Here is a 12,315-nt window from a genome sequence, read left to right on the forward strand (position 1 = left end):
TTGCGCTGACTGACGACCAAATGTAACTCGACCCTCGGACAGGTTAAGCAGAGGCCGGGCCGGATCAGGCCCGGTTTTTCTGTCGGGAAGGAGACAACGTGAGCGGATCGGTTGATCTTCCGCAAAAGTGGAGCCTGCGAGCCTTGTGGATTGCCTTGGCATTGGCTCTGGTCGCATTCCACATCGGGTTGGTCTTTCTAGGCCTTGTTCCCAACCTGGTCAGTCGACCGTTGCACCTGGCGCTCATTCTGCCTTGGGTGTTCTTGTTCGGCGTGGTCGATCGCGCTCGCTTTGTCTCAGGTGCGGTGCTTTCCGCAATCGGTGTCGCCTCGGCGCTTTGGGTGGCCTGGAACCACGAAATGCTGGGGGACCAATATGGTTTCCTGGAAAGCCGTTTTCAGGTCGCGGTAGGTTTTGCGCTCTTGGCGGTGGTGATTGAAGCCGCAAGGCGCGCCATCGGCTGGCCACTTCCCACAGTGGCAGCACTCGCGCTGCTCTATGCCTTTTTCGGTCAGCACGTTCCTGGAGAGTTCGGCCATTCGGGCATGCCTCTGCGTTCCTTCCTTGGGTCGATGACCATTGCGGAAGGTGGCATCTGGGGCAGCCTCACGGCCGTCTCCGTCGGCGTTGTATCGATTTTCGTGATCTTCGGCGCCGTCTTGAACGCCGGCGAGGCGGGACAGGGCTTCATGAATGTGGCAGCCGCTGCCGCTGGCCGGCTCAAAGGTGGAGCGGCCAAGGTTTCCGTTTTGTCGTCTGCGCTGTTTGGCTCCATATCCGGTTCGGCCAGCGCGAATGTTGCCTCGACCGGAGCCATTACGCTCCCCGCCATGATGCGGTTGGGATACCCCAAGCGGCTGGCGGCGGGCGTCGAAGCAGTTGCAAGTTCCGGCGGACAGATCATGCCGCCGCTGATGGGAGCAGGCGCCTTTGTCATGGTCGAGCTCACGGGCGTTCCCTATACCCAGATCATGGGGGCTGCGCTTCTGCCTGCCATTCTCTATTTCTTGGCGGTTTGGGTGGGTATCAACGCCTACGCGACCCGGTTTGAGCTCAAGGGGTTGGACCCGTCACAACGCCCGAAAACGCGCGATGTGGTCGTAACGTCCCTGTTCTTCCTCGTGCCCTTCAGCGTGTTGATGGTCGGAATGTTCGCAGCCGGCTACACGCCTCAATACGCTGCATGCCTTGCCATTTTCGCTGGGGCATTCCTGTTGCTGATCGATGGCAAGCTGACGTTCGACGTGAACAGGACCGCTGACCGCGTAACCCAAGCGCTGGTCACTGCATCCCGGCAAGTGTCCATGATCGCAGCTATCATCTTCTGCGCCTCGATCATTATCGGTGTCTTGGGGGCAACTGGGCTGGGCGTCAAGATCACTTCCGTGATCCTCGAAGGGTCGGGGGGCGTGTTGTGGGCATCCTTGTTGTTGACTGCAATTGCCTGCCTGATCCTGGGCATGGAAGTGCCGACAACAGCGGCTTACGTGATCTGCGTATCGGTGGCCGGCCCGGCCTTGATGCAGCTTGGCCTTGAGCCACTCCAGGCACATTTGTTCGTTTTCTGGTTCGCGCTGTTATCCACGATTACGCCACCCGTTTGTGGGGCGGTTTTCATCGCTTCTGGGATGGCGGGAGAAAACTGGATCAAGGTGGCGCTGACAGCGATGGCTTTAGGTGTCGGCCTCTATTTGATCCCGGTCGGGATGATCACTTGGCCGGATCTGATCCAACTTCCGTCGGAGCCAGCTGCTGCTATTACGGCATTTGTTGCCTTGGCCCTTGGGCTGTCAGCGCTGTCTTTCGCGCTGATTGGGCGAGCAAATATTTTGGTGAGAACAGCCTTGGGCCTTGTGAGCGTAGCGGTCCTTTTGGGGCCGGTGATTGTGTGAGTTGGATCGCGATCTGCGGTATTGGCCTACGCATCATTTTTGGGGAGGCGCGGCCTGTTGCTACAATCCGGACTTATCGCCTTCGATCAGTGCAAAGCGACTATGGATTTCGCCGAGGTCCTTAGGCAACGAGAAAGCCATCAAGACAGCAGTTTCATTGATCCCTTGAGACGCTTTTCCGCATCGCTCGCAATGGCACGCAGACGCTCTCGACGAGCTGCATTTTCCTCGGACCCCTCTTGGTTTGGTGACAAACCGGTTTGTGCGCACCCTTTGTTTTCATCCTGAGCCGGACGCTTTTGGGTGTCTTGTTTTTTGCTTTCGTCGATCTTTGCCATTCCGTTTCTCCGTCTAGCCCTGAATCGTAGGGAATGGTTCCACCCATGGCAATCACCAAAGAAACCGTTTGCCTTTGAATAGCCGATGGGTTGGACCACAACCCGCTTTGCTCCGGGTCCGGGAATGGCTGAAGATTCAACTTGTGGGATCCGTAGCCCTTATTAACGAAGTCCTAGAATTCTCTCAAAATGCGGAAGGGGATGCGTTCCGGTTTGGCGCAGCTCAGAGAGCCAAAGCTCCCATAACCGTCCGTAACACCATAAGAGGTTGTGCCACCTGACAGATCGAACCCAAGCCCGGTATCGATATCCGCATCGGCATAGTCGAGGTAGGCACCTGCCGTTGCACCGCCGCTGAATTGATAGGTCAGGGGCGAGCCCAGATCTAGAAAACTCATATCGCCTGAGACGTCGTCCGGATCGATATGGGTCAGACCGTAGTTGTCGCTCTAAGGACGTTGCCGGTGCTAGTTACTTGTCAGGATCAAACTCAACAATACGGAGCTCTTCGCAACCTCGATCGCGCGGCTGAAGTCTCTAAACTCCGATAGCGACCGCCACTATATCGCGCACAGTCAAGAGCATAGCCAGCTGCAATCACAGCTGCTCCAATGTCTCTGCCATCGGCGTAGCAAACGCCGACATAGCGATCATAGGTTCGCTCTCCTGTAAGCTTGCACTCAATAGATTTGCCACGCAGGTAGTTGACCATCCATCGGCGTGCATCTCGCCCAGCAGAGGTTCCCAATTCCGGTGCATCTACACCCTGCAATCTCACCGGTGTTCCATTTACAACAATCGTATCAGCATCTCGCACCTGCACTCCACCGGCCCATGCGGCGCTTGCAGAAAAAATCAACGTGGCAACTAGTCTTTTCAAAACAAATACAATCCTAGGTCTTTCGTCATTCGATCATCTGAGTGGCAAGCCTTGTTTGGATTAGCTCATCTGCAACCAAGGCGTAAATCTGATCCGGAGGTGTATTCAGCGAATAGAGCATGAGCGCTGGGTCGATGCCCATTTCGATGAGGTGCTGCATCGTTTCGCCTTGTCCCTTCTGAATGCCTTCTACAGCAAACACCACCGGGATCATACGCGGCTGTTCATAGTAATGCTGATGCATTCCGACGACCCCTTTTTTAGACACAAGACGATCAATCCCACCCGCGAGAATATACGGGCATGACGACATGCAAACAGAACCTGCAAGAACTCCGGTATTTACCCCGGCTTCCCTCAAATGCTGTCCGATAGTCAGTGCCTCTGAGACACGACCACCGGGGCTGTGTAGCGCTACCAAGCCGGGTTTCTCGTTCATGTCTGAAAGGTATGAAATGAGCCGATCAGCGTCCCCAGTCTCTATCTGACCGCTTAACAGAAGCACCTGCCCAAACTCGTCGAGCTCACTGACAGAAAAATCCAAACGCGCGGAAAAATTCGCCGGAACCGGCAAATCCTGCGGTTCATCGTTCAAAAATAGCGTCGGGTCAGTCCGATCGGTTCGATATTCACGCCGCTGGTCACCAGGTGATACCGGTCCAGACGGCAGTTCAACCCGATTTTTGAACGGATTTGAGAACTCTTCTGCGACATCGCTAAAGATAAGAACCGCTGCGATGACAAGCTGTAGGATCAGCACATATCTAAGACCGGAACGCGGATCGAAGCGCGATAGGTATTTCATCACGCGTCGTCTTTTTTCTGGGTCGCCCGCTCAATTACGGCAGCGTCTGCGACACCAAGCGTGGCCTCAACATCCTTCATCGCATTCATCGCCGCTCTCAGATCGGACAGCGTTAGAGTGTCCTCGATACTCATGCCGTCTTTTCCACTACGAATTGCGGCTTGAGTTATTGCCAGCACGAAGACCAGCACCGCAGGCAACAAGTCGATGGCAATTGCCCCCGCCCACGAGGGCACAAAGTTGCCCGCATAGATAATCACCGCGTCAGCGCTGGAGATTGGATTGTAGGCTGTCTCAATCGGTGGCTCCATGTCCAAAACCTCGTCAGCGGCGTTCTTAAGCGTCTTGCTGCGTTGATCGAGTGCGTTCAACACAGAGTTGATAGTTGAAGACTGCGCACTGCGGACATCAGAGCTACGTCCATCCAGTTCTGGGAGAACGACTGAAGAAGGCAGGTCTTCCGCCGCGCGCGCCACCAGAGGTGCTACGCTGTATTGGTTCAGGCGAGAGATTACTCCAGCCAGCTTTACGCTCTCTTCAGAAAACTGCACTGAACGGCGCTCTACTGGCCCGGGCGCAACGGTTAGTTCGCGCATCTTTGCGAGGATTTCATTTCCCTGTTGGAAAGCTTCTTCGATCGGTTGCTGCTGGGCGGCGATTTGCTCCTCCAAGTTTCGGAGTTCCTCAGCCTTCTGTGTCAGCACGCGAAAGACAGCACCCCGTCCGGCTGTTCCGGAAAGATCGCCGGACTGCTCCAACTCCGCCAATTCCTCAAAACTTTGGCGCGCACGCTCCACTTCACGACCCAGAGCTTGGCCACTCAAAGCAATATCATTGGCTTGTTCTAATGCCGCCTGATAATCCCGAACTGTGTTCTCTAAGTGTTGTTCAACCGCAGCAGAACCGGCTAGCGCCGCCGCATTCAACCAACTGGACATCGCAATAATCGCGATTGACCCAACTATCGTAGAAACGGTCAATCCGATGAAGCCACTTGCTGTGCGCATCGACGGAAGCAACCTCAGCATATAGCTCCAGAACACGAAGATGCCGACAGATACCGCAACGGAGTAAGCCACAGCCGCAAAAAACGAGACGGCCCCGTTATCTTCAAGCAGCGATGAGACGCCAAGATAAGTGTAAATCCCGGAAGCGATTGCCAGGACCCCGAGAGCTGCTGGGGTGAACGTGTCAAGCCAGGCCAGGTGACTTTCAAGTTCCTTTGCAGTTCGAAGACCTTTTGCTTCTTCTGCCGTCAAACGCCCATTCCGTTCCGTCATGTTGACTCGCTACCCACCATCGAATTTGCACTCATCGAATAGTTAATCATCCGCTTTCGGGATTCAAACCGCAGATACCTCAATGGTTGAGCAGCTATCTACGTCAAACCTTCTAGCCATCGCACAACGGCAAAACGCGTGCTATCAGTAGCTCCAAACGTCTGTCAGGTCCGTCAATTCGGTAGAAAGGGTGCCCGGCTTTGGACAAATTGGCGGTCATGCATGCCTTTCGGCGCATTGTGGAACGTGGAAGTTTTGCGCGCGCGGCCGAGGACTTAGGCGTGTCACCAGCGTTGCTGAGTCGAGAGGTCAGACTCTTGGAAGAAAGCTTGGGCACGCTTCTTCTGACCCGGACCACTCGGTCCATGTCACTCACCGATGCGGGCCGACTGTATTACGAGGAGGCGCAGAACATTCTCGCTGCGGTAGGCGACGTTGAGAACCGCATCCGGGAGGGGGCCGGAGCGGTTCGTGGACACCTGCGCGTCAATGCGTCCAGCTCATTTGGCCAAGAGGTGATTGCGCCGATGCTGCCGAACTTCATGACGTCCTATCCTGATTTGCGGGTCACGCTGTCGATGGATGATCGCGTCGTTGACATGGTTGAAGGCGGTTTTGACGTGTCGATCCGCATTCGTGCAGCGATGCCAGACTCGGCGTTGGTTGCCCGAAAGATCGGAGCGGTGCGGCAAAGAGTGTATGCCTCACCAGCTTATGTTGCGTCGGCCGGAATGCCGGAAAAACCCGAGGACGTAGCCCGGCACAAAGTGATTGGGTTTCTTCTTGGCGATCACCTCACCACATGGACGCTTGCTGGTCCGGATGGGACAACCACTATAGAGCTCGACCCAATGATCCGGGTGGGGAACAGCCTTGTTCTGCGAGATTTGCTGATTTCAGGTCAAGGTATCGGGACATTGCCCGATTTCGTCTCGCGCCGCGCTGAGACGCGAGGAGATCTGGTCCGCGTTCTTCCTGACTACGAGCTTCCGGCGCCCGAAATCTTTGCCGTAACAACATCAAGACTGGGTGCGGATGCAAAGGTATCGGCCTTTGTCGATCATTTGCGATCGACCTTGCGCGACTGAGATTATTCAACCTGCGTAAAGAATGAAGTCAAGCCAGACCGCTTACTCCGTGGTCGGGTATTTCCCATTCTCTCTGGCAAGCAAACGTCACGCCTGAGAGGTTCAAAATGACACGCATTCTCGTTCTTTACTATTCCAGCTACGGTCATGTCCGCGCCCTTGCAGAGGCTGAGGCGGAAGGCGCGCGCAGCGTCGCCGGCACATATGTCGAACTGCGTCGCGTTCCGGAAACCGTCCCTGAAGATATTCGCCAAAAAGCAGGGTTCGCTGACGACAGAACCCCTGTGGCAAGCCCTCCCGACCTGGAGCACTACGACGCTATCATCTTTGGCACACCAACCCTGTTCGGCATGATGGCGGGTCAGATGAAATCCTTTCTCGATCAAGCCGGCAGCCTTTGGGCGCGCAACGCATTGGTTGGCAAGGTCGCGGCGGTTTTTGCCTCCACCGGCTCGCAGCATGGCGGGCACGAAGCGACGCTACTTACTACGCAAGTCCCGCTCCAGCACTTTGGAATGCTGATCGTTGGCATGCCTTATACCTATGTTGGCCAAACCACGGCTGACGAAATCGTCGGCGGCGCGCCCTACGGCGCTGGCACCATCGCTGGCGCGGATGGCTCGCGCAGTCCTACAGAGAAGGATCTCGCCGGTGCGCGGTTTCAGGGCAAACATGTTGCGCGGATCGCAGTGCGGCTTGCCGGGGCGAATCTTCATGAGGAGGCCGCGTGATGGCGACCCTCACTGTAGAGTTCTACCACGATGTCGTGTGCTGCTGGTGTTTCAACATTTCCTCGCGGTTGCGCGAGCTTGTCACCGAGTTCGATATAAGGGTCGAGCATAGAACTTTTGTCCTGCAGGCAAGTCGCGCAGAAATGGCAGCCTGGTGGGGCACACCGGATCAGGCCCGTGAGACCATTCTGGGCCATTGGTCGGTTTGCCGACAGGTCAGCGACCGGCCCGAATTGGTCGATATCGATGCGATGCGCACGGCCAAATTCGACTATCCGCATGGATTGACCGCAGCCATCGGCTGCAAGGCAGCGGAACGCCTGGGCGGACAGCCTGCCCATTGGGATATGTTCGACCGCCTCCAATTGGCCCATCTCAGCGAGGCGCGCAACGTCGCGGACACCGAGGTTGTGTTTAGCGTCGCAGACGAACTGGGTCACGACGCGCGCTTGTTTGCCGAAGTGTTCCGGGACCCAGCATCGGTCCGGGCGGTGGAGCAAGACCGGCACCGCGCGCGCGCTCTGCAAGTTCACTCTGTTCCGACCCTCATCATACGAGAAACCGGCACTCGTCTGGTCAATGGGCCAACCGATGACCTTGCCGCGCAGTTGCGAACTGCCATGCGCCTAGTCGCCTGAAAGGAGAACGCCATGAAACGCATCATTCGACGGGTTTTCAAACCCATCCAACCGCCACGCCATGTGCGTTGCGATCTGCCACCTGAACTGCGTCGCGACATGGGGCTTCCGCCGTGTCCGCAACGTCCCCGCCTGAAAATCCACACTCTGTGGTGATTGAGAATCTGGAGCTCTGCCATGTCCCGCGCAACCGACATCTGTCTGACCGCTCTGGCACCCGCCGTCTGGGGCAGCACCTACCTGGTCACGACCGAGGCCTTGCCGGACGGCTACCCGATCACCTTGGCGGCTTTGCGCGCGCTACCGGCTGGGCTGCTCCTTTTGGCGCTCACACGCTGTCTGCCTCACCGTGCCTGGCTGGGTAGGGTTTTTCTGCTGGGCGCTTTCAATTTTGCAGTATTTTGGGTGCTGCTGTTCATTGCAGCCTATCGCCTTCCGGGCGGCGTTGCGGCGACCTTGGGTGCTCTTCAGGCAATGATGGTTATCTTCATGGCGCATAGCTGGCTCGGCACTCCCATCCGTATCGGGGCAGTTGCGGCAGCGGCGACTGGTGTTTTGGGAGTGGCCCTGTTGCTTGTCACACCGGAGGCCGCGTTGGACCCTGTCGGTATTGCCGCAGGTCTTGGCGGGGCCGCGTCGATGGCGGCGGGAACTGTTCTGAGCCGGAAATGGCAACCACCAGTCTCAGCATTGAGCTTCACCGCCTGGCAATTGACGGCAGGTGGTTTGATACTGGTGCCATTGGCACTGATTTGCGAGCCGCCCCTGCCAACGCTGTCCGTCACAAACGTTGTGGGGTTGACCTGGCTAGGACTCGTTGGCGCGGCCGCAACCTATGCCCTTTGGTTTCGAGGAGTGGCACGAATTGAACCTGGAGCTGTAGCCATGTTGGGCATGATGAGCCCTGTAACAGCTGTGGCCCTCGGCTGGATCTGGCTCGACCAATCTTTGTCATTCGTTCAACTCCTGGGTGCCTTGATCATCATTGGCTCCGTCTTGGCGGGCCAGAGGGCCAACCGGGTCCTCCCCGAGCGACTTCCCGCAGTGAAGAGAAAGCTGTCCAACGTCTCCGCTTGAATATTGCCGGGAAAGAGACTTCTCAGCCGGCTTCAATTTTTTTTCGCGCAACTCCGCAGTTCGACGACGCGCTCGCTATAGACACTTTTGTGATCAGGAACTTATGCGGAGTGCGGAGCGTGAACATCCGGACATGTTGCCACCAGAAACAGCCAAGCCACCTCGATTTCCAGCGCTTGCAGCACGAATTACGGTGCTGGCTGCGCGGCTTCAGTTGCAGGACAACGCTGTGCTTCGTGATCTGCCCATCGTCCAAGATTTTCTGCAGAAGATTCGGCCCGCCCTCCAAGAGTCGGCTGGTGAATCGTAGTGCTCTTGCCTGGATTGCATCGTTGCGCTGCAGATCGGGTCTTGCGCAAATCTGGTGGCGGCGTGCGACCTCGCCGATGTGCCTTGCTATGGCGTTTGCCACAGCCTGCTCCAGTGCCGGAGCGGGCAATCGCCAGCCTTGGGGATCCGTCCCTCCTGAGATCAATCGGTTCGAGACGTAGTATCGGACCTGCCGTCCATGACGCTGGGTGTGCGTCGGGGTAAGCCGGTCGCCGGTGTCATCGCGCAGCTTGCCCGTCAGCGGAGCGACGCGGGTCGCACCGTGACGGTCTCCACTTTTCTTCCGCCCCCGTGGCCGTGCACTGGCAGCCGACAGCTTTTCCTGAACCCGGTCCCAAACCGCCTCGCAGACAATCAGCTCATGCTGCCCATCCCAGACCCGGGTCTTGTGGCGGATCTTGCCGATGTAGATCGGGTTGCGCAGAGCCGCATAAATCTGGCCGCGTGAGAACGGATTGCCGCCCTGGACCCTCCCGGATTTGAAGCGGTGCTGCTTCGAGCGTAGCCCGATTTCATTTGCCCGGCGCATGACAGCGTTCAGGCAGCCGAGGTCATCGTAAAGCGCGAAGATCGTCCGAACGGTCTCTGCCTCAACTGCATTGATGACGAGGCCGCGGGTTTTGGGATCTGGATGCGGATCGTACCCGAGCGGCGGCACAACGCGCAGGTCTTTGAGATTCAACAGCGGTTACCTAGTGCGCGCGTCGGTACTGTTGACAAGTTCCAGGGGCAAGAGGCGCCGATAGCAATCTATTCGATGGCCACCTCGAGCCATGCAGACGCGCCGCGCGGCATGGAATTCCTGTACAGCGCAAACCGGTTCAACGTGGCGATCTCGCGAGCCAAGTGCGTTGCGGTCCTGGTGGCCTCGCCTAGAGTGTTCGAGGCGGAGTGCCGGACGCCGCGGCAGATGCAGCTTGCGAATGCATTCTGCAGATACCTCGAGTTATCTGAGAGCGTCAGAACAAGATAGGGATCAATGGAACAAATCCTTAGAGAACTTCTGGATCGCTTTGTTGAAATTCATGGTGTTCAGGATCTTAAGCTGCCGCCTCTCCAATTGGAGTTTGAGGACGGCCCTCATAAAAGACCCACGCCACTGCAGAACGCGCGAGGAGTTTACCTGTTCTTTCGCGATCAGGAGTGGCTTCGAATTGGGCAGACAGGTTATTCGCCGAGATTTACAAGCCAACACTATGGTACGCGGCGCGCGGGTAGCACTTTCGCCAAGGATATCTGGGTCAACCGGCTTGAATTCGGCTTCAATGGCGCCGAGCAAGACATAGGTGACTGGATACTCGATAATTTTGGCCGCGCAAATGTCCGGCTCCCAGGAGAAGAGAGCGATGCCTTGAGCCGAATGCTTGAAGCTTTTCTGCATATGCACCTGAAACCTCGGTTCGAAGGGCGCCGTGCATGATGGACTGTTCCGAGTGGCGGCTCATTGCAAGCGTGATCAAGAAGGGTTCGCTTCCGCTGGAGGCCGCGCCGTGCACGGCGCATCGCCGAGCTAGGCGCGCGACAATCAGCTCCGAGCCCAGCAGTCCTTTGGCCTTGCCCTTAAAAAGGCGTCGTTTCAGTATATTGGTCGAGCATCCAAGGCAAAACGAAGCCTGTGCTGGTTGCCGTGCGAAGTCAGGCCACCCAAGGCCTGGCACAGGAGCTGATTGAGGTAGAGCATGAGCCAAAAGGAAGACGCTCCAGGAAAAGGCGACCAGCTTGTTGAGCCTGATGTCGTGGCTGCTCTGCGCAAGGTCATCCAGGACCGCAGGCTCACCAAGGAGTTTGTCGAGACCGACGAGTTCGGGCGTATTCTTGGAGGGCTGCGTGAAACTATTCTGAAGGGAAGCCCTTTGGACGTTTGGAGCAGCCTGTCGATTGCGGGACGGGCAGCCTCGGTTTCCAAGCCAATGGAAAACGTCTTCTTCCCGATCGTGGACCAGCGAGTTGACGCAGGTTTGCCCTCCTTTGAGGCGCTCCAGGATGGCGAAGATCGTTGGTACCTTGCAAAAGCCTTGCAGCGAAATCCTTCACCGGAAGTGGTGGAGATTGCCTTTTCAGAAATTGTTCGAGATGACCTCGGGGAGAAGGCAAGGCGAGCATGGGTGGAAGTCGCTCTGGCTGCGGCCGAGACTCGTGACGAATTTCTCAAACGAATTAACGGGAATGTCGATCTCCTGTTTGGATCGGCACGTAATCGATCCGATACACTGGCGCGCCGCATCAGACGTATCAATTCTGCAATCAGCGAGAAGCTGATAACGTCCGATTTGCCGGCCGGATCCGAGTTCAGTCACCAGCTCAGGATACTGTATTCTGGCCATCTCTCCGAGGAGGGACCGGAAGACCGACGCCTGCGAGACGAAGCGGCTCTCGAATTGATGTCGTCCCTTACAGATGTGGTCCGCCTGTCTTTTGCCGCTGCTTCCGATCCGAGCTCGTATTTTATTGCTCAAGACTTAAGAAACTGGTGGAGGCCAGCGTCCCCACCACAGGAGTTTGAGGCGATATCTCGCAGGTTGGTACGTCATGGTGCCGAAGCATTGCATGTATTCGCACGTCAGGGTCTTCGGAACGATGCGCTGCGAAAAAGCCTCGTTGCGATAGGTGGTAGCAATCTCTTGGGGCGTGTCGCGCGGGAGATCGTCGACCGCGATTCCAGCCTGCCTGAGGATCTTTCAACCTGGTTCTGCACCGGTGAAGAACCTGCAAAGCGGCATTCGAGTGCCGCAGTGGAAGCCCTTTCCGGCGAGCGCTTGGATACAGATGTATCGCGGCTGCTCGTTTATGTGAGATCTTCCGAATTTGACGGAGCCGCAATCGAAAGAATTGCCGACGATGTGAGTGAGCTCATGCCGGACGAGGGAAAGTTGATCTCTGACATCTCCGGAAGAGCGAAGCAGGTCTCACAAGTTGTGCAGTCCCTGGCCAAGAGGCTTCATATCAGTCTCTTCCTTGATACTGGCGAAGTCGTTCAATTTGATCCCGCGCAGCATGATGCGATCAATGAGGGCCCTATTGGTGCAAATGTCCTGGTTGTCAGGCCGGGCACCCGAAAGGCCGAGCCAAATCGGTCGCCGCGCATATTACTCAAGCCGAAGGTAAAGCATTCATGAACGAGGAATTTGCAAAGCTCATTCTTCAGGGCCTCATTGAGCGCGCATCGTCCGACAGAAAGAACACCTTTCTGTCAGAAGCCGAATTGAAGGCGCTTCAGTGTTTAATCGGTATCCAGCAAGAAGTGCCGGCAGACGAC

The 12,315-nt window shown here is 56.8% G+C and carries 14 protein-coding genes; 8 read left to right on the forward strand and 6 right to left on the reverse strand.

All coding sequences use genetic code 11. The features are described 5' to 3' along the window. Positions 1–98: 98 nt before the first annotated feature. The gene (locus AC2FM5_RS17415) at positions 99–1,892 is read left to right on the forward strand and encodes a TRAP transporter permease (protein WP_496737084.1); all 1,794 of its coding nucleotides are present in this window, start codon (positions 99–101) and stop codon (positions 1,890–1,892) included. Positions 1,893–2,032: 140 nt separating this feature from the next. Here AC2FM5_RS17415 and AC2FM5_RS17420 read toward each other — a convergent pair whose 3' ends face one another. The 5 genes from AC2FM5_RS17420 to AC2FM5_RS17440 form a co-directional block, all read right to left on the reverse strand. Further along, positions 2,033–2,230 carry a hypothetical protein gene (locus AC2FM5_RS17420; protein WP_496737086.1) on the reverse strand — a complete coding sequence of 66 codons (198 nt, stop codon included), beginning with the start codon at positions 2,228–2,230 and terminating at the stop codon, positions 2,033–2,035. A gap of 173 nt (positions 2,231–2,403) precedes the next feature. Beyond that, complete coding sequence (locus AC2FM5_RS17425) at positions 2,404–2,628, reverse strand: hypothetical protein (protein WP_496737090.1); 225 nt, start codon at positions 2,626–2,628, stop codon at positions 2,404–2,406. Positions 2,629–2,720: 92 nt separating this feature from the next. Next, positions 2,721–3,053, reverse strand: a complete 333-nt coding sequence (locus AC2FM5_RS17430; protein ID WP_367646573.1) for a thermonuclease family protein — start codon at positions 3,051–3,053, stop codon at positions 2,721–2,723. Between the two features lie 82 nt (positions 3,054–3,135). Next, positions 3,136–3,915: a COG3904 family protein gene (locus tag AC2FM5_RS17435; RefSeq protein WP_496737092.1), complete on the reverse strand. Its 780-nt coding sequence runs from the start codon at positions 3,913–3,915 to the stop codon at positions 3,136–3,138. Further along, on the reverse strand, positions 3,915–5,195 hold the full coding sequence (locus AC2FM5_RS17440) for a hypothetical protein (protein WP_170420907.1): 1,281 nt from the start codon (positions 5,193–5,195) through the stop codon (positions 3,915–3,917). The genes AC2FM5_RS17435 and AC2FM5_RS17440 overlap by 1 nt, the downstream gene beginning before the upstream one ends. Positions 5,196–5,413: 218 nt before the next feature. Here AC2FM5_RS17440 and AC2FM5_RS17445 point away from each other — a divergent pair, with 218 nt between their 5' ends. The 4 genes from AC2FM5_RS17445 (at position 5,414) to AC2FM5_RS17460 (ending at position 8,729) form a co-directional block, all read left to right on the forward strand. Beyond that, the gene (locus AC2FM5_RS17445; protein ID WP_496737094.1) at positions 5,414–6,283 is read left to right on the forward strand and encodes a LysR family transcriptional regulator; all 870 of its coding nucleotides are present in this window, start codon (positions 5,414–5,416) and stop codon (positions 6,281–6,283) included. A gap of 107 nt (positions 6,284–6,390) precedes the next feature. Then, the gene (gene wrbA / locus AC2FM5_RS17450; RefSeq protein ID WP_496737095.1) at positions 6,391–7,014 is read left to right on the forward strand and encodes an NAD(P)H:quinone oxidoreductase; all 624 of its coding nucleotides are present in this window, start codon (positions 6,391–6,393) and stop codon (positions 7,012–7,014) included. After that, positions 7,014–7,652: a DsbA family oxidoreductase gene (locus AC2FM5_RS17455; protein ID WP_496737097.1), complete on the forward strand. Its 639-nt coding sequence runs from the start codon at positions 7,014–7,016 to the stop codon at positions 7,650–7,652. The genes wrbA and AC2FM5_RS17455 overlap by 1 nt, the downstream gene beginning before the upstream one ends. A gap of 177 nt (positions 7,653–7,829) precedes the next feature. Then, positions 7,830–8,729 (forward strand): EamA family transporter, encoded by a 900-nt coding sequence (locus tag AC2FM5_RS17460; protein WP_496737098.1) that lies wholly within the window; start codon positions 7,830–7,832, stop codon positions 8,727–8,729. 22 nt (positions 8,730–8,751) lie between these two features. Here AC2FM5_RS17460 and AC2FM5_RS17465 read toward each other — a convergent pair whose 3' ends face one another. Next, positions 8,752–9,741 (reverse strand): recombinase family protein, encoded by a 990-nt coding sequence (locus tag AC2FM5_RS17465; RefSeq protein WP_496737099.1) that lies wholly within the window; start codon positions 9,739–9,741, stop codon positions 8,752–8,754. Between AC2FM5_RS17465 and AC2FM5_RS17470 the strand changes: the two genes are divergently transcribed. From AC2FM5_RS17470 to AC2FM5_RS17480, 3 genes are all read left to right on the forward strand, one after another. Beyond that, a complete protein-coding gene (locus AC2FM5_RS17470; RefSeq protein WP_496737101.1) occupies positions 9,691–10,032 on the forward strand; it encodes an AAA domain-containing protein in 342 nt (113 codons plus the stop codon). The two genes, AC2FM5_RS17465 and AC2FM5_RS17470, sit on opposite strands and share 51 nt — an antisense overlap. A gap of 6 nt (positions 10,033–10,038) precedes the next feature. Then, on the forward strand, positions 10,039–10,479 hold the full coding sequence (locus tag AC2FM5_RS17475) for a hypothetical protein (RefSeq protein WP_496737103.1): 441 nt from the start codon (positions 10,039–10,041) through the stop codon (positions 10,477–10,479). Positions 10,480–10,738: 259 nt separating this feature from the next. Then, positions 10,739–12,175 (forward strand): hypothetical protein, encoded by a 1,437-nt coding sequence (locus AC2FM5_RS17480; protein ID WP_496737104.1) that lies wholly within the window; start codon positions 10,739–10,741, stop codon positions 12,173–12,175. Positions 12,176–12,315: the final 140 nt, after the last annotated feature.

This window comes from Ruegeria sp. BHSA162, assembly GCF_059613385.1.

Bases quoted from the DNA above. Each gene is read 5' to 3' on its own strand.
- AC2FM5_RS17460 (WP_496737098.1), top strand. From the start codon at position 7,830: ATGTCCCGCGCAACCGACATCTGTCTGACCGCTCTGGCACCCGCCGTC.
- AC2FM5_RS17425 (WP_496737090.1), bottom strand. From the start codon at position 2,628: ATGAGTTTTCTAGATCTGGGCTCGCCCCTGACCTATCAATTCAGCGGC.
- AC2FM5_RS17455 (WP_496737097.1), top strand. From the start codon at position 7,014: ATGGCGACCCTCACTGTAGAGTTCTACCACGATGTCGTGTGCTGCTGG.
- AC2FM5_RS17435 (WP_496737092.1), bottom strand. From the start codon at position 3,915: ATGAAATACCTATCGCGCTTCGATCCGCGTTCCGGTCTTAGATATGTG.
- AC2FM5_RS17445 (WP_496737094.1), top strand. From the start codon at position 5,414: ATGCATGCCTTTCGGCGCATTGTGGAACGTGGAAGTTTTGCGCGCGCG.
- AC2FM5_RS17420 (WP_496737086.1), bottom strand. From the start codon at position 2,230: ATGGCAAAGATCGACGAAAGCAAAAAACAAGACACCCAAAAGCGTCCG.
- AC2FM5_RS17475 (WP_496737103.1), top strand. From the start codon at position 10,039: ATGGAACAAATCCTTAGAGAACTTCTGGATCGCTTTGTTGAAATTCAT.
- AC2FM5_RS17470 (WP_496737101.1), top strand. From the start codon at position 9,691: ATGCGGATCGTACCCGAGCGGCGGCACAACGCGCAGGTCTTTGAGATT.
- AC2FM5_RS17440 (WP_170420907.1), bottom strand. From the start codon at position 5,195: ATGACGGAACGGAATGGGCGTTTGACGGCAGAAGAAGCAAAAGGTCTT.
- wrbA (WP_496737095.1), top strand. From the start codon at position 6,391: ATGACACGCATTCTCGTTCTTTACTATTCCAGCTACGGTCATGTCCGC.
- AC2FM5_RS17480 (WP_496737104.1), top strand. From the start codon at position 10,739: ATGAGCCAAAAGGAAGACGCTCCAGGAAAAGGCGACCAGCTTGTTGAG.